At 69.9% G+C, this 18740-nt stretch carries 12 protein-coding genes and 2 pseudogenes; 4 read left to right on the top strand and 10 right to left on the bottom strand.

Features of this window, described 5'->3' with window-relative positions; translation table 11 throughout:
- The first annotated feature begins 155 nt into the window (after positions 1–155).
- Positions 156–1151: an acetylxylan esterase gene (locus tag ACI2L1_RS14385; RefSeq protein ID WP_404739644.1), complete on the top strand. Its 996-nt coding sequence runs from the start codon at positions 156–158 to the stop codon at positions 1149–1151.
- Here ACI2L1_RS14385 and ACI2L1_RS14390 read toward each other — a convergent pair.
- Positions 1141–4413: a GH92 family glycosyl hydrolase gene (locus tag ACI2L1_RS14390; RefSeq protein ID WP_404739645.1), complete on the bottom strand. Its 3273-nt coding sequence runs from the start codon at positions 4411–4413 to the stop codon at positions 1141–1143. The two genes, ACI2L1_RS14385 and ACI2L1_RS14390, sit on opposite strands and share 11 nt — an antisense overlap.
- A 355-nt stretch (positions 4414–4768) precedes the next feature.
- The gene (locus ACI2L1_RS14395) at positions 4769–5833 is read right to left on the bottom strand and encodes a lytic polysaccharide monooxygenase (RefSeq protein ID WP_404739646.1); all 1065 of its coding nucleotides are present in this window, start codon (positions 5831–5833) and stop codon (positions 4769–4771) included.
- 232 nt (positions 5834–6065) lie between these two features.
- Here ACI2L1_RS14395 and ACI2L1_RS14400 point away from each other — a divergent pair, with 232 nt between their 5' ends.
- Positions 6066–6698: a Uma2 family endonuclease gene (locus ACI2L1_RS14400; RefSeq protein ID WP_404739647.1), complete on the top strand. Its 633-nt coding sequence runs from the start codon at positions 6066–6068 to the stop codon at positions 6696–6698.
- A 19-nt stretch (positions 6699–6717) separates the two neighbouring features.
- Here the strand turns inward: ACI2L1_RS14400 and ACI2L1_RS14405 are convergent, their stop codons facing one another.
- The 3 genes from ACI2L1_RS14405 to ACI2L1_RS14415 all read right to left on the bottom strand — a co-directional run bounded on the left by ACI2L1_RS14405 (position 6718) and on the right by ACI2L1_RS14415 (position 10230).
- Positions 6718–7299, bottom strand: a complete 582-nt coding sequence (locus tag ACI2L1_RS14405; protein WP_404739648.1) for a phosphohydrolase — start codon at positions 7297–7299, stop codon at positions 6718–6720.
- 703 nt (positions 7300–8002) lie between these two features.
- Positions 8003–9508: a sensor histidine kinase gene (locus ACI2L1_RS14410; RefSeq protein WP_404739649.1), complete on the bottom strand. Its 1506-nt coding sequence runs from the start codon at positions 9506–9508 to the stop codon at positions 8003–8005.
- On the bottom strand, positions 9505–10230 hold the full coding sequence (locus ACI2L1_RS14415) for a response regulator transcription factor (RefSeq protein ID WP_404739650.1): 726 nt from the start codon (positions 10228–10230) through the stop codon (positions 9505–9507). The genes ACI2L1_RS14410 and ACI2L1_RS14415 overlap by 4 nt, the downstream gene beginning before the upstream one ends.
- A gap of 458 nt (positions 10231–10688) precedes the next feature.
- Here ACI2L1_RS14415 and ACI2L1_RS14420 point away from each other — a divergent pair, with 458 nt between their 5' ends.
- Positions 10689–11276, top strand: a complete 588-nt coding sequence (locus tag ACI2L1_RS14420) for a TetR/AcrR family transcriptional regulator (RefSeq protein WP_404739651.1) — start codon at positions 10689–10691, stop codon at positions 11274–11276.
- Here the strand turns inward: ACI2L1_RS14420 and ACI2L1_RS14425 are convergent.
- The 4 genes and pseudogenes from ACI2L1_RS14425 to ACI2L1_RS14440 form a co-directional block, all read right to left on the bottom strand.
- Positions 11191–11916, bottom strand: a complete 726-nt coding sequence (locus tag ACI2L1_RS14425) for a hypothetical protein (RefSeq protein WP_404739652.1) — start codon at positions 11914–11916, stop codon at positions 11191–11193. The genes ACI2L1_RS14420 and ACI2L1_RS14425 overlap by 86 nt on opposite strands.
- Positions 11917–12254: 338 nt before the next feature.
- Positions 12255–13775 carry a DHA2 family efflux MFS transporter permease subunit gene (locus ACI2L1_RS14430; RefSeq protein ID WP_404739653.1) on the bottom strand — a complete coding sequence of 507 codons (1521 nt, stop codon included), beginning with the start codon at positions 13773–13775 and terminating at the stop codon, positions 12255–12257.
- A gap of 90 nt (positions 13776–13865) precedes the next feature.
- Positions 13866–14596 (bottom strand): annotated as a pseudogene (locus ACI2L1_RS14435) (AMP-binding protein); the annotation flags it as partial.
- A gap of 5 nt (positions 14597–14601) precedes the next feature.
- Positions 14602–14848: pseudogene (locus ACI2L1_RS14440) on the bottom strand (aminotransferase class I/II-fold pyridoxal phosphate-dependent enzyme); the annotation flags it as partial.
- A gap of 630 nt (positions 14849–15478) precedes the next feature.
- Here ACI2L1_RS14440 and ACI2L1_RS14445 point away from each other — a divergent pair.
- Positions 15479–15610: a hypothetical protein gene (locus tag ACI2L1_RS14445; protein ID WP_404739654.1), complete on the top strand. Its 132-nt coding sequence runs from the start codon at positions 15479–15481 to the stop codon at positions 15608–15610.
- Between the two features lie 247 nt (positions 15611–15857).
- Here the strand turns inward: ACI2L1_RS14445 and ACI2L1_RS14450 are convergent, their stop codons facing one another.
- The gene (locus ACI2L1_RS14450; protein WP_404739655.1) at positions 15858–18704 is read right to left on the bottom strand and encodes a SpoIIE family protein phosphatase; all 2847 of its coding nucleotides are present in this window, start codon (positions 18702–18704) and stop codon (positions 15858–15860) included.
- Positions 18705–18740: the final 36 nt, after the last annotated feature.

Here is an 18740-nt window from a genome sequence, read left to right on the forward strand (position 1 = left end):
ACCGGTAACTTCGCGGCAACTTAGAGGCACCGAGAAAGCGCTGTCAATGGGTCACGCAGGAGATACCTGGGGTGTGAGTGGGGTAGAACAGGGAGGCCAAGTCCCCGTGACCTCCGCAAGTTTCACTGTTTTGACCGACTCATGCGAGGTGTCCTGTGCCTGCGTTCGACCTGCCGACGAGGGAGCTGGAGCGGTACCGTCCCGATGTCCAGGAACCCCCGGATTTCGACGAGTTCTGGCGTGACACTCTGAAAGAGGCGGCGCAGACGGATGTGTTGGTGTCGGTGCGCCCGGCATCGAACGGACTACGGCTGATCGAGACCTGGGACGTCACCTACCGGGGCTTCGCCGGAGATCCGGTGCGCGCCTGGTACAGCAGGCCCGCCGGCGTGCGCGAGCCGCTGCCAGCGGTTGTCGAGTACGCGGGCTACGGCCGCGGTCGCGGACTCCCCCACGAGCGGCTGACCTGGGTGAACGCCGGGTACGCGCATCTGCTGATGGACAACCGCGGCCAGGGCGACCAGTACGGCAATGGCGGTGCGACACCCGATCCGCACGCCTCGGCACCGGGCGGACCGGGTCCGGCGGTGCGGGGCCTGCTGGACCCCCGCGACCACCACTACCGACGGCTGATCACCGACGCGGTGCGCGCGGTGACGGCGGTGCGGGCGCTACCGGGCGTCGACGGGGGACGTGTCGCGGCCGTAGGCAACAGCCAGGGCGGCGGGCTGGCGCTGGCAGTCGCGGGACTGGTGCCGGACCTGGCGGCGGTCCTGGTCACCGCGCCCTTCCTGTGCGGCATCCGACGCGCCCTGGGCCTCACCGACGCCAGCCCGTACGGCGAGATCACCGCGTATCTGTCCGTGCACCGGGGCGCCGAGGAGGCCGCGTATCGCACGCTCGCGTACATGGAGGGCGTCTCCTTCGCGCGGCGCGCTGTCGCCCCGGCCCACTTCGGGGTCGGCCTGCGCGACACGGTGTGTCCGCCGAGCGGGGCGTACGCGGCCTTCAACCGCTACGGGGAGCTGAGCGGCGCGGACCCCCGCAAGGAGATCCGCGCCTATCCGTACAACGGTCACGAGGGGGGCGACGCTGTGCAGGTGCGTCGCCAACTCGACTGGCTGACCCAAGTGTTGGAGCTCAGCTGGTAGCCATCGTGAACACGTGCAAGTCCGTGTTCCGCGGCAGCGTCACGCTCGCGATGGTCTTGCCGTCCGGTGCCGTGAACGGCTTCGTGGCGAAGACGTACGTCGCCACCGGGTCCCGGTCCGCGCCCGCCACGTTGCGGTAGGCGGCCCGGGCGACGACCTCGTTGCCGTACTGGACGGTGCCGCCGCCTCCCCCGACGGTCCAGTCCGTGAAGGCGAGGTCGATCGTGCCGGTGCTGCCGTCTGTGTACGTGACGGTGGCCTGGGACTGCTGGTTGCCGTTGACGGCGCTGCCGACGAAGGACAACTGGCTTACAGGCTTGTCCAGTTGGATGGTCCGTCCGGACGCCGTGGCGTTGTCGGGCCGCCCGCTCGGTGAGTTCGGCCAGGTGAAGGTCAGGCCGTTCACCGTGCCCTGCTTGCCCGGGGTGAGACCCGCCGCCGCCAGTGCCTGGCGGGAGTAACTCCAGCCGCCGCCGTCGTAGTCGGCCTCGTCGTGGTCGCCGGAGTCGTCCGAGATCCCGGTGTTGTCGTAGGCGGCGAGGAGGGTGCCGGGGGCGGCGACCGTGAGGGACACGGGCTGTTCGTAGGCCGTGCCGTTCGAACTCACCGTGATTTGGGCGTCGTAGAAGCCCTGTGGGGTGCTCTCGGCCGAGCTCAGCGTGATCTCCTGCGAGCTGTCGACCACTGTGCCCTCGGCGGGAGTCGCCGTGATGCCCTCGGGTGTCTCGACGTGGAAGCGGACCTCGGGGCCCGTGCCGTCGCCGCTCAGCGACAGCGCGCGGACACCGACCTTCGTGCTGCCGCCCGGTGCGATCGTCGCCGTGGTCGGGCCGACGCCGATCTGGTACGGCTGCTCGCCCGCACGGAAGGACGGCGGCGGGGCCGCGGAGGCACCCCAGGCCGGGTCGGGGGTGCCGGAGAGGGTGTAGTCCAGTCGGCCACCGTCCCGGACGAAGGAGGCCGGGAGCCAAGCGGCTTGACTGGTACGGCCGTTGACCCTGAGTGAGTGGACGTACGGCGAGTCGGCAGCCGCTCCCTGTGCGCGGACGGAGATGTCGTTGGCGCCGGGCCGGTCGATCTCGACGCGCGGGAACAGCGGTGAGGCGAGGACCAGTTCGGACCGGGACGGCACCTGGGGGTACATGCCGAGCGCGGAGAAGACGTACCAGGCGGACATCGCGCCGAGGTCGTCGTTGCCGGGGATGCCGCCCGGCTGGGTGGACCAGAGTTGGCGCATGGCGGCGCGGACGGTCTCCTGTGTCTTGTACGGGGCGCCCGCGTAGGCGTACAGGTAGGGGACGTTGATCGACGGCTCGTTGTCCAGCTCGGACTTGTCGCCGCCGCTGCCGGTGAAGGCCCAGCCGCCGTTCTCGTCGTGGAAGAAGGTGTCGAGGCGCTCAAGGGCCTTGTCTCGGCCGCCCATCGCGGCGAACAGGCCCGCCGGGTTGTGCTGGACCATCCAGGTGTACTGAGCCGCCGTACCCTCGACGAACCCGTTGCCGGTGGCCGGGGTGAAGCCGTTGACCCAACTGCCGTCCGCCTTGCGGTTGGCGATGTAGCCGCCGCTCGGGTCGGCGGCGATGTTGAAGTTGTTCTGCCACCACTGCGATCTCTTCGAGAAGGCCGCCGCTGTGTCCTTCTCCCCTGTCGCGCGGGCCAGTTGGGAGAGCGCGAAGTCGGCGCCCGACATTTCCAGGGTTTCGGCGGCGCCGCCCCAGGCGTTGGAGACGGAGGGCATGTAGTGCAGCTTCAAGTACTTGTCGAGGGAGGGTCGTTGGCCGACGGACAGCACCGGCTTCCCGGCGGACGACAGGTCCTGCTCCGTCGGGACGGTGGCGGCCCTGACGAGGGAGTCCAGTGCGCCGTGCAGGTCGAAGTCCGTGCCGCCGAAGGCGTGGATGCCGGCCAGGGCGATGGGTGAGGGGTCGCCGTTCATGACGTGGGTGCCGCTCGCGCCGTGCAGCCAGCGGTCCCAGACGCCGCCGTTCTGCTCGGCGAGTTCGTAAAGGGACTGGGCGATGTCCGAGCCGGTGCTCGGGTCGAGGAGGGTCAGCAGCTGCACCTGGTCGCGGTAGACGTCCCAGCCGGAGAAGGTGCCGTACTGGGCCCGGTGGCCGCGTCCGAGGGTGTGCACCTCGCCGTCGCCGCCCCGGTATCTGCGGTCGGCGTCACTGATGACGTTGGGGTGCAGGAGGGCGTGGTAGAGCGCGGTGTAGAAGGTGGTGCGCTCGTCGTCGGTGCCGCCGCCGACGCGGATCGCGCGCAGCCGGTCGCGCCAGGCGCGGCCCGCCGCTTCACGCACCGAGTCGAAGGAGCGTCCGGGTGGGTTCTCGGCGGCGAGGTTGGCCTCGGCGCCCGCCCGACTGACGTACGAGATCCCGATCCTGACGCCGACCTGCTCGGTGCCGGGCGCGAACTGGACGTATCCGCCCGCCCCCTTGCCCGCGACGGGCCGCCCGCCCTGCGAGAACCCGCCCGTACCGCCGGACGCCTTGAGTGCACCGGGGCTGAGCCTGTCGTCCTGCCAGGCGCCGGTGGCCGCGAAGGGGCGGTCGAAGTGCGCGGTGAAGTGGACGGTGTAGTAGGAGCGTTGGCCCTCGGGGTCGAGATAGCCGCAGAAGTTTCCGGAGGTGACCGAGCCGGACACGGTCCTGGTCTCCGGGTCGATCTCGACCGTCGAACCGGTCGAGCCCACCTCGGAGTTGGCGGTTCGGAACAGCAGCGAGGCAGGCTTGTCGGCCGGGTAGGTGAAGCGGGCCGAGCCGGTGCGGGCGGTGGAGGTGAGATCGGCGGTGACGCCCGAGGCGAGGCCGACCTTGTAGTGGCCGGGCTCTGCGGTCTCGTCGGCGTGGCTGAAGTCGGCCGCGTACACCGCATCCTTGGTGTCGCCGGCCGGGGACGAGGTGACCTCGCCGGCGAACGGGAAGAGCGGGATGTCCCCGCTGCCGCCCGCACAGCCCGTGCCGGACATGTGCGTGAGGCTGAAGCCGCGGATGCGGGTGGCGTCGTACAGGTAGCCGCCGGGCGCGGCGGTGCGGGTGGCGTCGCCGCGGGTGTTCTCGGGGCTGAAGGAGAACATGCCGAAGGGGGTGACGGCGCCGGGGAAGACGTTGCCGCCGTTCTTCGTGCCGATGAGCGGGTCCACGTAGGCGGTCGGGTCGGTGACGAGACCGGGTGGCGCGGCGGAGGCCGCGAGGGCGGGGGTGGCGCCGGTGACCGTGAGTACGGCCGCCAGCAGCAGGGTCGTAGGACGGAAACGCATGATGCGGCCCCTCCTCCTTCGGACGGGTCGCGCACCACAGGTCGCACAAGCCGCGGGGACAGTAACGTGCGCCACGCGTATCACGGAAGACCGCGTACGGACCGAGTGACATGCGGGGACTTCACCTGACTGGTCCCAGCCACCTCCCCCAACTGATTTGACACCGTTGTCCGTTGGCGCGGTAGGGTCATGTACAGACCACTCGACAACGTTGTCGCGCATCGGGTCGTCACAAGCCATGCACCATCCGCGCCGGCCATCACCCCCCTGCGCCGGCACGGCTCGCGGACCCGGTGGCGCACTGTCCCACCGGGTCCGCCCAGAGCGGAAGGTTCCCTCGTGTGCTGACGGTGACTCAGCCGACCTGACAGGGAAGGGTCGTTGCCGTGTCACCACCGGAGCCGGTGACGACGTAGCCGAACGTCGTACTCTGCCCCGGACTCAACGAGCCGTTCCAGTCCGCGTTGTGGACCATCACGTCCTGGCCCGTGTAGGTGGCGTTGCCGTTCCAGAGACTGTCGACCTTCTGCCCGGTCGGCAGCGTCCAGTCGACCATCCAGCCCAGCATCGGGACGTCACCGGAGTTGGTGACGGTGACCTCGGACTGGTATCCGCCGCTCCAACTGCCCGTGGTCCTACGGGTGGCGGTGCAGGTGCCGGGGACCGGATCGGTCGGGTTGCCTGGCTCATGGATGCCGGTGACCTCGCCGTTGCCGCCGTCGAAGACGACGTCGGAGCAGGAGTAGAAGGTCTCCGCGCTGTCCGAACGCTGCCAGACCATGTAGATGATGTGGCGTCCTGACTTGTTGGCCGGAAGCTGACCGGTCCAGGAGTAGTTGGCCTCGACGGTGCCCGGGCTGCCGTTGAGCGGCGGGTGGTCCACGGAGAGGAAGGGCTGGTCCTCCATGTCGTCCCAGGTGAGGGTCTTGGTCGGGTCGAAGCCGTCCTTGGTGACGTAGACGTAGAACCAACCCGGGTGCGCGGCCCAGGCGTTGTAGGAGAAGTCGACCGTCTTGCCCGAGGTGAGGTGGGTGAGCGGCCAGTCGTTGCGGGGGGCGTTGAAGCCGGTGAAGTTGGTGTTGCCGCCACTGCACAGCTGGCCGTCGGGGACGAAGCCTCGGGTGCGGCCGGCGCCGTCGGAGCGCAGTACGGAGAACCAGTTGTAGAACGGGGTGGTGCCGCTGACGAGTTGGGCGTTCTTGCAGGCCGGGTTGACCGGCTTGATCTCACCAGTGTCGGTCAGCGCGTCCTGCCAGCACAGGAAGGTGCGGCTGGCGGGCTTCATGGGGGTGCCGTGGGCCTCGGCCTCGCCGCCCGCGGTGATGACGAGACTGAGGGCGGGGATGGTGGCGAGCAGGGAGACGAGGACCAGGAAGAGGGCTCTGGGGCGGGTCACCCTCGATAACTTTGTCAGGATCATGACAGTCCAGTCCGTTCCTTGAGGTACGGGCCGTGCGGGTGTGTGGGGTTGCCGTGAGGCGGGAGCGGCACGCGGGCGGGTTCCGGTCCGTCCATGTGGGAGCGCTCCCACCTCACTTCTGCGGAAGGTAGCGGTATGCGGCGCAGTTGTAAACGGGGGGCGCTGGGGTCAATGGCGTGCCGTGGTGTCGCCGGTTCGGGTGGCGGGATCTTCGTACGTACGATCACGGCACGTGACGGCGTCCAGACTGGCGTTCATGGGACCAGGGATGACCACACCGCAGCAGGCCAATGAGGACACCTGGATGTTCCCGCCGACTGAAGGCTGGACCTTCGACCAGGTCAAGGGCTTGGAGCTGCCTTTTGACTGGGAACTCGTGGACGGACGGATCGTGGTTCGAGCACGGACCAAGTTCTGGCACAACCATGTGCGGGACGGGGTGCTGATCGCTTTGAGGGCGGCTCGAACCGAGTTGTACGAGGTCGTGACCGGGCAATTCGTGGTGGTCGACGACCAGAACACACCGAAGCCCGACGTCATCGTGTTCGACCCCCGACAGCTGAGCTTCTTCGACGTCGAGTGCGTTCCGGTGCAGAAAGTCGCCCTCGTCGTGGAAGTCGTCTCCCCCGGCTCACGCCAGGACGACCGCGTACGCAAGCCCGCCCTGTTCGCCGCGAACAAGGTCCCTTTCTACTGGCGCGTGGAACTGGACCGGGACCAGGGGCTCGCGGTGCACGAGTACTGGCTCAACGCGGACACGCTCGCCTACTTCCCCGCGCCGTCCCACCCCGTGCACCACGACAAGCTGGTCACCGAGCTGCCGTTCCCCGTCGAGATCGATCTCGACGCGCTCGTCGGATTCTGATCCCGGGGCTCGGTGACGGTCACACCGGGTAGGCAGCCTGGAAGGCCAGTCGCTCCTCCGCGCCTTCTCCTACGGCGGTCAGCGCGTCGTCGAACTCCAGGAACTCCTCCCACACCGTCCGCCCGCTCGCCTCGGCCAGCCTCCTGACCACGAGGTCCTCCAGCTCCGTGACCCGCTTGTTCTTCCAGATCTTGTCGGCGAGGCTGACCAGCAGGTCTTCGAGGCCGACGTCCGGGAGGGTCCAGGCCGCGTGGGTGGCGGCGAAGCGGGCCAGGTGCGGGGCGACGCCGTGGGCCAGGAGGAGTTCCTGGCCGGTCTTCTCGTGTGCGGAACCGGGTCCTGAGAGTTCGCAGACGTGCGCGGTCTTGCCCACGTCGTGCGTGGCGGCGCCGAACAGCACTGCCTCGCGGTCGAGTTGGAGTGTGGGTTGCTGCCGTGCCAGCCAGTCCGTGAGCTCGTACGCCACCTCGTGCACGAGTCGCAGATGGGCCGCGAGGCGGGGCGGGGCGTCGAGAGTCCGAAGGAGACGGGCCACCGCGTCGGGGAGGGGGCGGGGGCCGGGGTCGTGGAGGGCTCGGTGCAGGAGGTCGGGGATGGTCACGCGGCAAGGGTAGGGGCGGGGGAGGGAGTTGGGCGGTCGGTTCGACGCCACGGTCGGCTCAGTCCTGTCGGCAGGCTGGGGTTCGCGGGTATCTCGCCCGTACGGCAGGATCGGCTCCACCGTCGACTCACAAGCTGGGCGAGCCCGGCCCGCACCGCAGGCTCGGCCCCATGGCCCACTCACTCCACGGCCCGCTCAATCCTGCGGCCGGCTCAGCCCGCGGGCGACGCACCTCCGTGGCGGGATCACCCGCGCGGGCCGGCGCCCTTACGGCATGCGCGGCCCCGCAGCCCCGCAGCCCGCAGCCCGCAGCCCGCAGCCCGCAGCCAGTTCACCCCCTCCAACGACTCACCCCACGCCCCGGCCCGGCCCGGCCCGCCCACTGGTCACTGCTGGGCTGGGCGTGCCGTGGGGCAGAGTTCGACGGTGGGGTCGGGCATGAGGGATGGACACGCCGATTCGCTTCACCACCGGCCTGAAGGCCGATGCACTGCAAATGAATCCCGGTAGCGCCTATGGCACCGGTGGACTCCTCGGCGCTAGCGGCATCGCTGGTCGGCCTTCGCATGTCCCACGTGTCACAGGGGTGTTCAGGGTGAACAGGCCGGCGAGCTGTGCGCTTCAGGATCCGGGTGACCAGGGTAGTCGGGCGGCTACCGGTCTGTTGTGGCCTGTCGCGCAGTTCCCCGCGCCCCTGAGGGGGTTACACCGACGCCGGATTTCCTGTGACCGCTCGCTCCTCCATCTCGGTCTCGGTCGCCGCCGGGAGTTCGATGGTGAACTCCGTTCGGCCCGGCGTGCTGTCCACCCGGATGCCTCCCCCGTGCGCGCCCGTGATCGCGGCCGCGATGGCCAGGCCCAGGCCTGAGCCGCCGGACTTGGCGTCGGCGCGGGAGCGGGAGGTGTCCGCCCTCGTGAAGCGTTCGAAGACCGTGGGCAGGAGGGTCGGTGGGATGCCGGGGCCGTCGTCGCGGACTCGGATCACACAGCGCGTGTCGGCGGCCTCCACCGATGCCACCACCCTTGTGCCGACCGGTGTGTGCATCCGGGCGTTGGACAGGAGGTTGGCCACCACCTGGTGCAGGCGGGCCTCGTCGCCGGTCACCAACGCAGGGGCCTCCAGGCTCAGTTCGAGCTGCCAGTCGTGGCCGCTGCCCGCCGCTCGCGCGTCCCACACCGCCTCGGCGACCAGCGCCGCCAGATCCACCTCGGCGGAGTGGAGGGGGCGGCCCTCGTCGAGGCGGGCGAGCAGGAGCAGGTCCTCCACCAGGCCCGTCATACGGGCGGACTCCGCGGAGACGCGCCGCCAGGCCAGCACCGGCTCGATCCGGTCGGTACCGCGGTTCATCAGCTCGGCGTATCCGGCGATCGAGGCGAGCGGCGTACGGAGTTCATGGCTGGCGTCGGCCAGGAACCGCCGCATGCGCTCCTCGCTGCGCTGCCGCTCGGCGAGGGAGGACTCCACGTGGTCGAGGAGATGGTTGAGCGCGGCGCCGACCTGGCCGGCCTCGCTGTCGGGGTGGGTGTCGCGTGCGGGCACACGGGTCAGGCCGGTGACCTCACCGTGCCCGAGGGGGGCGCGGGAGACCTCGGCGGCGGTGGCGGCGACCCGGCCGAGGGGGCGCAGCTGTCGCCGTATGACCACCGCGCAGACGCAGCCGGCGGCGGCGAGCCCGGCCACGGCGACTCCTGTCTCGATCATCACCAGTCCGCTGATCACGTCCTGGACGTCGTCCATGGGCAGGCCGGTGAGGACCCGGATGCCGCCGTTCACGAGGACGGTGACCCGATAGGTGCCGAGGCCGGGCACGGTCCGGGTGTGCATGGCGCCGTCGGCCCGGACTCCGGCCAGGGCGGTGCGCTGCTCGGCACTGAGGTCCTGGGGAAGGGCGTCCGCGACGACGACGGCCGCGGAGACGATGGCGCCCTTCTCGTCCAGCCGCGCGGAGAGCATCCCGGCGGGCTGCCCGTTCTCCCTCAGGAAGGTCAGGTCGCCCTCCAGGTCCGGGTGCAACGAGGCCCCTCCCAGGGCCCGTTCGGCGATGCCGAGGACGCGGTCGTCCATGTTGCCCATCAGATAGGCGTGCTGGAAGAGCGTGGTGACCAGACCCATCGCGACACAGACGACGACCAGGGTGGTGCTGACGAAGACGAGCAGACGGGTCCGGATGGACCGGCTGCGCATCCGTGTGCTCGGGCGGCGGGTCATCTGCCGTCCTCCGCGGCCCTGATGGTGTACCCGAGACCGCGTACGGTGTGGATCATCGGTGTCCGTCCCCTGTCGATCTTCCGGCGCAGGCCGGAGACGTACACCTCGACGAGGTTTCCGCCGCCGTCGAAGGAGCTGCTCCAGACGCGGTCGAGGATCTGGGCCTTGCTCAGCACCTGGCGGGGGTGTTCGAGCAGCAGGCTGAGCAGGTCGAACTCCTTGGCGGTGAGCTGTACCGGCATGCCCGCCCGGCGCACCTCGCGGGTGTTCTCGGTCAGCACGAGGTCGCCGAGGACGCGTACGGATTCGTCGGTGCGGCCGTGAGCGCCCCCGGCCCGGCGCAGCAGCGCGCGCAGCCGCAGCACGACCTCCTCCAGGGAGAAGGGCTTGGTGACGTAGTCGTCGGCGCCGGCTTCCAGTCCGTCGAGCCGGTGCTCCAGGGCGTCGCGGGCGGTGAGCATGAGGACGGGCAGATGCGGGTTCTCGTGGCGCAGCCGGCGCAGTACCTGCAGGCCGTCCAGGTCGGGCAGCATGCCGTCGAGCACGACGGCGTGCGGTGCGCAGCCGCGCGCGATCTTCAGCGCGCTCCGCCCGTCAAGCGCCGGGTAGGGGCGCCAGCCCGCCTCGGTGACGGCGACGGACAGCACTTCGTTGAGTGCGGGCTCGTCGTCGACGATGAGCACTCGTACGCGGCCGGTTCGGAACCCGGAGGTGCCAGTCATGTACCGATCGTGTCCCTGTCCGCTGAGGGAACCCTGTGTTCCACCTGAGGATGGGTGATGACCTGCAGCGTTTCCTGCCCGGAACGGCGAAAGGGCCGCACCCCTGTCACCGGAGGTGCGGCCCTTTGCCGGGGCCCTCGGCCTCGGTTAGTTCGGCGGTGCTGTGCAGCGTCCTCGGCGGCGGCTTCCTCGTTCAACGGTACGACGGGGGACGCCTGCGGGTCGGTCTGGTAGGGGCGCCAGAGCACCTCGGACCGCTCCCGGCCGTCGGCCCCCCCCCCCACAGGTCGAGGGAACAGTTGAGACGTTGCCTTCAGAGGTGGCATCAGGGGCAGGTCAGATCGGTCCCGGCCTCAATCCGCAAGGTCGGCCTCGAGATGATGGGCTGCGAAACGGCTCCAGTCTATACGACAGGCGTCGCTTATCCATTCCGTGTCGTTCATGGGTAGGGTGGCAGCGTGCTGGAACCCAACGCAGAGACCTCGGCAGGCCGCGTCGACCCTCGGGTGCTCAGGACGCGCGCGCTGCTTCGCACGGCCGCGCTGGAACTCGCCTCGGAGCGCGACGCCGACACCATCACGATGGCCGACATCGCTGAGCGGGCCACGGTGAACCGGGCCACCGTCTACCTCCACTACAAGGACCGGGACGAGCTGCTGCTCGAGGCGATGGAGGGCGAGATCAGTGGTCTCGCCCGCGCCGCCGCCAGCTGCCCGCTCGCCCATCCGCCGGACCGGATGCCCCCCGAGCTGGTGCAGCTGTTCCAGCACGTGGAGTCGCACGCCACGCTGTACCGGCGGCTGCTGGGCCCGTCCGGCACTGCCCGATTCGTCAACCGGCTGCGGGACCTGCTCGCGCAGGAGGTGACGGTCCAACTGCGCGCCCCGGGTGGCCAGCCGTCTGGCGCACTGCCGGACGACCTGCGCGCGCACTATCTCGCCGGTGCCTTCGTGGGCCTGATCACCCAGTGGCTGACGAGGTCGGACCAGGTGTCCTACCAGGAAGCAGCGGCTGTCGCGTGGGAAGGACTGCGGCGCGCCTCCTGACGCCGGCGTTGTCGGCCGCCTCTCGGGCCAGGGCGTGCGCGGCCCGCATGCCCTCCTCCACGGCCCGGACCGCGTTCAGGTCGCGGGCATCGGCTGCGCCGCCCGCGACGCGGTGGGTGACGCCCGCGGCGGTCAGTACTGGACGCAGCGCGTCCACCGGCGTTTGCCCGGCCGAGATCACCACGGTGTCGGCCGGTTCCAGCCGTTCGGTGCCCTCGTCGTCACGCAGCAGCACGCCTTGCGGCAGTACGGCCCGGTAGCGCACCCCGGTCCGCCGGCGCACGGCCGAGGTGGTGGCCACGTCCGTGATCACGTTGACACTGTCGGAGGCACACGTCTCGGTGACATACGCGGCGAACCCCTTCCAGGTGATGATGTGACCGTGCCGGACGTAACGCGCCGTGGTGTCGCAAGGAGAGACGATCGCCGAGGAGGAGGGCGGCAGCCCACCGTCGTCGGCGGTGCGCCAGCGCAGGCGGCCCGCCGCGTCGCGGTAGTAGTTCTGCATGACGATCTGCCGCAGGGCCTCGGCCTGTAGGCCCGGCCAGTAGCCCGCATCGTGCCGGTGGAGGCGCTCCAGTAACCGGCAGGCGTCGTCGCCCGCGGCCAGGATCTCACCGGAACGCGGACGGAGCGACAACGAACCCCTCGACAACTGCATCGGCCTGCGGAACAGCCCCGAGCACGCCCGGTGATCACGCTGGCGCACCGGGAAAATCCAAGATCCCCGACAGAGTCCAGCTGAGAGAGCCGGGCCCTGGGTGGGCCGCGCGGATGGGGGTCTGCTGCGGCTGCAACCGACCGAGCCGGTGTCTCCCCCAGATGCGGCCCGTGCAGGGAGCGGAGTCTTTCCCGTACGGGGTGGGAACGCCCGGAGTCCAAGGCGGGGCCGCGGGCCCGAGGACGCGGAAGGGCGGCGCGGCCTGGACCGTGAGGTCCGTCCGACCGCGCCGCCCGTCTCGAGGCCGCCCGAGGAGGTCAGACCGCGGCTTCGCCCAGTTGCACGGGCTCAGCGGCCGACGAGGACGCTTCACTCGGCTGCCTGCTCGGCAACAGCACGCAGGGCAGCAGGGCAAGGACGGTCAGCCCGAGCGCCCACCAGAACGTCGTCGAGAAGGCACCCGCCAGCGAGTGCGCGATGCCGCTGCCCGGCAGCACCTGGGTCAACCCGGCAGCGCGGCCGTCCAGTTCGGCCGTGGCGCGCTGTTGGAGCACCAAGGCGAGCGCCGCCGTACCGACCGAGGCGCCGATCCGCTGGAAGATGTTGAAGGCGCTGGCCGCGTGCGGCACCGTGGCGGCCTTGAGATTCGAGTAGGCGGTGGTCATGCAGGGGAGCATGGCCGCGCCGAAGCCGAAGCCGCGGACCACCATCGACGAGCAGAGCAGGAGCTTGCTGGTGTCGGCGGTGATCAGACCGAACGGGAGGGTCGCGACCGCGGCGAGGATGACACCCGCGATCGAGACCGACCGCGCCCCGTACATGGCGGTCAGCCGGCCGACCACCACGATGGCGAGCAAGTAGCCGATGCTCTGCGGCATCAGGAGGAGGCCCGACTCCATGACGTCCGCGCCGCGCACCAGCTGGAAGTACAGCGGCAGCGGGATCATCGCGCCGAACATCGCCATGCTGAGGAAGAACGTCGCCGCCGTGCCGCTGGTGAAGTTGCGCTCCCGCAGCAGCCGCAGGTCCATCAGAGGCGCGAAGCGGGTCCGCAGTGCGTGCACGCTGAAGGCCGCGATCAGCAGGACGCCGGCAATAAGCCCGATGATCGTGCGGCCGTTACCGAAGCTGCCCTCCTCACCTACCTCGGACAAGCCGTACAGGAAGGCGCCGAGGCCAGGTGCGAGCAGGACGAGGCCCAGCACGTCCAGGCGAGAGCGGCCGGGGACGACCACGTTTCTGATCTTCATCAGGGACAGCACGATGGTGACGAGGCCCAGGGGCAGGTTGAGGTAGAAGATCCAGCGCCAGCCGATGTCGTCGATGACGACTCCGCCGAGGGTCGGACCGACGACCGGGGCGAACATGGCTGGGATGGAGACGATGCCCATCAGCCTGCCCAGTCGCTTGGTGCCCGCAGCCTGTGCCAGCAGCGACTGGCCGACCGGCATCACCAGACCGCCGCCGATGCCCTGGAGCACCCGGAAGAAGATCAGGCTCTCCACCGACCAGGACAGGCCCGCGAGCAGCGACCCGGCGAGGAAGATCACCTGCGAGAAGAGCCAGGTCTGCTTGGCGCCGAAGCGTTCGACGGCCCAGCCGCTGAGCGGGATGGTCATGCACAGGGCTAGCAGATAGCCGGTCACGGACCACTGGACGGCGGACAGTTCGGCGTCGAACTCCTTGGCGAGCGTGCCGACGGCGACGTTCACGATCGTGCTGTCCAGCAGAGTGGCGAACCCGCCCAGCACCAGGATGCCGGTGAGCCACCACAGATCGGGGCCGATGCGTTCGGAGTCGGCCGCGGCCACCGGCGGCGCCGCGTTGTCCTTGCTCATGGGTGTCCATTCCTTCCGAGGATCGGTCGGCCCCGATCGTTCCACGACACCTGTCGTCTGTGCAACACATGTCGCTTAACCGTCGGCCGATCAGCCCGGAACCACGGACCCCCTGCCGACCAGGGCCGCCAGCTCGCGCTTGAGGACCTTTCCACTGGGTCCGAGTGGGAAGGAGTCGACGAACTCCACTCGTCGGGGGTACTTGTAGGCGGCGAGCCGCTCTCGGCTCCAGGCCACGATCCGCTCGCCGGGCGGCTGCCCGGCCGCCATGCCAGGCCGCGCCACGACCACCGCGCACACTTCCTCGCCGTGCCGCTCGTCGGGCAGGCCGATGACGGCGACCTGCGCGACGGCCGGGTGGTGGACGAGCACCTCCTCGATCTCGCGTGGGTACACGTTGTAGCCGCCACGCACCACCATGTCCTTCTTGCGGTCCACCGCCGACAGATAGCCGTCCTCGTCCTTGACGCCGAGGTCGCCCGACCGGAACCAGCCGTCCACCAGCACCTCGGCGGTCGCCTCGGGACGCCCCAGGTATCCGGCCATCACGTTGTGGCCGCGGACCACGATCTCGCCCACGGTGCCCGCCGCCACCAGTTCGATCCGGCCCTCCACGTCGGCCCGCGCGATCTCCACCTCGACGCCCCGGATGGGCAGCCCCACCGTGCCTGGCCGGGTTGGCCAGGCCTTTTGGTTGTACGCCACCACCGGGGAGGTCTCGGTGAGTCCGTACCCCTCGCACACCGGGCAGCCGAGGGTCCGCCGGACCTCGTGCCGGAGCAGGCGCGGTCGAGCGGGGGCCGCCGAGGTTCGTGCCGCGCCGTTAGCCGGAGCTGAAGATCAGGGCGGTCTCCTTGCCGTGCAGCGCCGCGAGTTCGTTCTCCAGCAGGACGTGGTAGCGGTTGGTGCCGCCGATGCTACGGGAGCCGCCGGAGCCCGCGCCGAACGCGTCCAGGGCGGTGCGCATCGCATCGAGCACCGCTGGATTCTGCCCCATGCCGAGGTAATCGCTGCTGCACCAGACGCTGATGTCGAGGTCGCGGCCGCCGTCCGCGGTCCGCGGTCCGCGCTATCGCGCTGGGGAACCGCCCGGCGCGGTGCCCACACCACCTACCAGCAGTGCGACGGATGCCAGGGCGATGATGAGGCTGCCGAGGCCGGAGACGGCTTCGCCACGGGCCTTCAGCAAGTCTGATGGATGAGAGACGGCGACGTCCTGAGGGGCAGCGGGGTCCGCTGTCGCACTGACGACGTTCTGCACGGACGACACCTGGTCAGGGTCGGTCCGCAGATAGATGGTGATGTCTCAGGAGCCATGTCCGTGGGGGCACGGAGATCACGCTCGGTGAGGTGCTGAGACGTTCAGCTACTGAAGCGAGCGTTCCCTGGCGTCAGTTTCATTCTGGTCGCGGGCTGGGCTGTCGGTATGCCGTGTCGGCGTCGGGCTGGCAGGCGGGGCACAGCTCATGAGCCCCGTGGCGGGTGATCACGGTTCCCCAGCCATTGCATGTGTCGCAGTCGGCGGCCATGGCGGTGCTGGCGCGAGGGCTCGAGTGGGGAGCGGGGGTCGCTCCGGAAGCCATGTAACTCTCCTGGATCGAAATTTTCGTTTCCTTTATAACGCAAAGCCCAGTTTAGCCCATATCGTGCCCGATTGGATCTGTTTGTGCTGATTTTATGTCCATTTTGCGTTTGGACGGCGCATGACACTGGCCTGTCGCCCCCGCCTGCAGGCGGCCATGGCCGAGGTGGCCGGATACGGCAGGCGACAAATCAAGGACCTGGCCAAGCCGTACTCCGGTCCGGACCTGACCCGTGCTCCTCACCCACCGTGACCTCGACAAGTGGGCGTCGACCGCTGATCCCTGCACCGTCACCGCCCGAGGGCGACCTCGATGGGCGCGTTCGGGCAATCGGTGAGGACCTCCGCCAGGGCCGCACCCGAGCTGCCGATGCGGCCTCGCAACAGCGAACACCCCACGTGATCGGCGAGTGCCAGTTCGGAGCCGTTGGTCAGGACGGCCCTGAGCTGGACCCGGTCTCTTCTGACCGCCGATGAGCGCCGATACGGGGTTATCCGGGTCAGGTCTCTGCCCGGCCGGTGGCGTGCACGGGAAGAGAGTCCTCGTTCAGCGGCTGCTCGGTCCAGATGCACTTGCCGTCGCGCGTGTAGCGGACGCCCCAGCGCTGGCTGAGCGCGGCTACCAGTTGCAGTCCGCGCCCGCCTTCGTCGGTGTCCCGGGCGCGGCGAATGCGGGGGGTGGTCAGGCTTCCGTCGGAGACCTCGCAGATGAGGCTGCGGCTGCGGACCAGGCGGAGTCTCAGGGGTCCCCTGGCGTGACGCACCACGTTGCCCACCAGTTCGCTGGCGAGCAGTTCCGTCGTCATCACGAGCTCGTCGAGCTGCCATTTGGCCAGTTGACGACGGATGTGGGAGCGCGCCTGGCCGGCGGCGACCGGATCTTCCGGGAGCGTCCAGACGGCCACGTCGTCGGGGTGCAGAGCGTGGATACGCGCGATGAGCACGGCCGCGTCGTCGCCGGTCTGCTCGCCTTCCGGCAGCAGGGTTGCGGTGAGCGAGGCGCACAGCCGGTCCAGGCGGACGGCCTCGTCCCTCTGCTCCCGCTCGTCCCACCGCGTCCACGGTGCGGTCGCGCTGGACGGGGGCATCGTGTCCGCTGCGGTGGCGAGGGCGGTGGCCAGTTGCGCGATGCCGGTGTCGATGTCGCGGTGGACGGATTCGACGAACCCGTCGGTGCAGAGCACCAGGAGGCTTCCCTCGGCCAGATCCACTTCGGTCGTCTCGAAAGGGGGTGTGGCCGCGCCGAGGGGCGGATCGGCCGCCAGGTCGAGCAGGTGGACGGTGCCGTCGGGGGTGACCACGGCCGGCGGGGGGTGTCCCGCGCAGGAGACCGTGCAGCTACCGGTTGCCGGATCGTACAGGGCGTACAGACAAGTGGCGTAGAAGTCGTCACCGAGTGCGCTGACCAGGTCGTTGAGGTGGGAGAACAGCTCGTCGGGAGGCAGCTCGAGCCCGGCGAGGGTGTGTACGGCGGTACGCAGCCGCCCCATGGTGGCGGCCTCGGACAGGCCATGGCCCATGACGTCGCCGATCACCAGCGCGACCCGGTCACCGGACAGCGGGATGACGTCGTACCAGTCGCCGCCGAGCATGTCCCCGCTGGCCGGGAGATAACGGGCGGCGGTGGTGACGGCGGGCAACGGCGGCAGGGCGCGCGGCAACAGTCCGCGCTGCAACTCCTGCGCGCGGCGATGCTCGGCGTCGTACAGCCGGGCCCGCTCCAGTGTCTGTGCGATCAGTCCGCTCAGCGCGATCAGCAGTCCGCGCTCGGCGTCCGTGAGGCGGCGTGGTCGGTCGAAGGAGATGACGCAGCCACCCACGACACGCCCGGAGACCGTCAGCGGGAGAAAGGCCCAGGCGTGTTTTCCGCCGAGGGCCGCGAAGCCGGCGAGCCCGGGATAGCGGTCCTCCAGCTCCTGAGGCGAGTCGATGAACCGCGGTACACCGTCGTTCAGCGCCTGGTCGAGAGGGTTGTTCTCGGGACGCTCCGGGAGGCGCTCCACGTACGAGCGGGGGTAGCCGACCGATTGGAGCGTTCGGTCGCCGCCGAGGCCGGATGCGTGCACGATCAGTCCGGTGGCCCCGACGAGAGGCAGCAACCGCTCGGCCACGGCGTCGATCACATCCCGCACGGTGAGTGCCTCGGCGAGTGCCCTCGTCAGGCCTCCGATTCGGGCGGTGCGCTCGGCGGCCGCACGTTCCTCGGCGGCGTGTCTGGCCTGCATCTCGCGCTGCTCCGTGACATCGGTCAGATAGACCGTCAGCCCGTCGGGCACGGGGATGATCCGCAGGTGGTATGAGCGCAGGTCGGTCGGCGACCTCACGTCGAGACCAGTGGCGACGCGGTCCGCCATGGCGTCGCGGCACTGTGCGGCGAGGCCGGGCACGGCGACCGGCGGCAGCTCCCACAGCACGCGGCCGATGAGGTCGTCCGAGGCACCGAGGAGTTTCTGGGCCCGCTTGTTGACGTACATGATCCGCCCGTCGGAGTCGACGGCAAGGAATCCGTCGCTCATGTGCTGCAGGGCGCGGCCGACGGAATCCATCGCGGCCCGTGTCTCGGTGGTCTCCCACAGGCGCCCCACCATGCGGGCCGGTCGGCCGTCGTCCCTCTCGATGATCCGGCCCCTGGCCTCCACCCACCCGACGGTGCCCTCGGGGCGGACCACCCGGTGCCTGACGCCGTACTCCCCGCCCTCGCGCAGGGACTGTTCCGCCTTGGTCACCACAGCCGGCAGATCCTCGGGATGGACCAGCCCGCGCCAGGTCTCGATCCGTCCGTCGAAGTATTCGGGGGGGATGCCGAGTACGAGCGGCATGTCCTCGTCCCAGACGATCTCGCCGGTGAGGATGTTCCAGTCCCATGCGCCGACCCGTACCGACTCCAGTGCCGCCCGCAGCGGCGACGCGGCGTGCCGATCCGCGGGGGCGGGCCCCAGCAGGCTGGCGACCCACCGGGCGGCCACCTCTAGAAGACCCTGCTCCGCGGCGGCGGGCGGCCCGGGTCGGCTGGTCACGACGGACAACGCCCCGATGGTGGCGCTGTCACGGCACAGGGGAACGGCCGTCACACCGGTGTGCGGGGTGGAGGTCCGCCCTGGGAATGCCGGCAGCCACACGACCGCGTGTTCGTGGATCGCCCTGGCCGTGGCTGCTTCCGTCTCGGCTTTGACGTGTTCCTCGGAGAGGCGGAGCTCTTCTGGCTTTGCGACGGTCAGCGCGCAGTGCATGCGCAGGGTGCCGCCCGGCCCATCGAGGACATACACCACACCGCTCAGAGCGCCGACAGCCTTCACCGTCTGCTCAAGTGCCGATCGCAGGGGAGCGCTTCCTGGCGTTTCGTCCACTTTCATATCTTCGCACCGGGCAGGTGGATAGGCGGC

The sequence above is a fragment of the Streptomyces sp. NPDC019531 genome, from assembly GCF_044903305.1.
In the GTDB taxonomy this organism is placed as follows: Bacteria; Actinomycetota; Actinomycetes; order Streptomycetales; family Streptomycetaceae; genus Streptomyces.

Excerpts from the sequence above, each read along its gene's own strand:
- ACI2L1_RS14430 (WP_404739653.1), bottom strand. The coding sequence starts at position 13,775 with ATGAGCAAGGACAACGCGGCGCCGCCGGTGGCCGCGGCCGACTCCGAA.
- ACI2L1_RS14445 (WP_404739654.1), top strand. The coding sequence starts at position 15,479 with ATGACACTGGCCTGTCGCCCCCGCCTGCAGGCGGCCATGGCCGAGGTG.
- ACI2L1_RS14415 (WP_404739650.1), bottom strand. The coding sequence starts at position 10,230 with ATGACTGGCACCTCCGGGTTCCGAACCGGCCGCGTACGAGTGCTCATC.
- ACI2L1_RS14410 (WP_404739649.1), bottom strand. The coding sequence starts at position 9,508 with ATGACCCGCCGCCCGAGCACACGGATGCGCAGCCGGTCCATCCGGACC.
- ACI2L1_RS14390 (WP_404739645.1), bottom strand. The coding sequence starts at position 4,413 with ATGCGTTTCCGTCCTACGACCCTGCTGCTGGCGGCCGTACTCACGGTC.
- ACI2L1_RS14395 (WP_404739646.1), bottom strand. The coding sequence starts at position 5,833 with ATGATCCTGACAAAGTTATCGAGGGTGACCCGCCCCAGAGCCCTCTTC.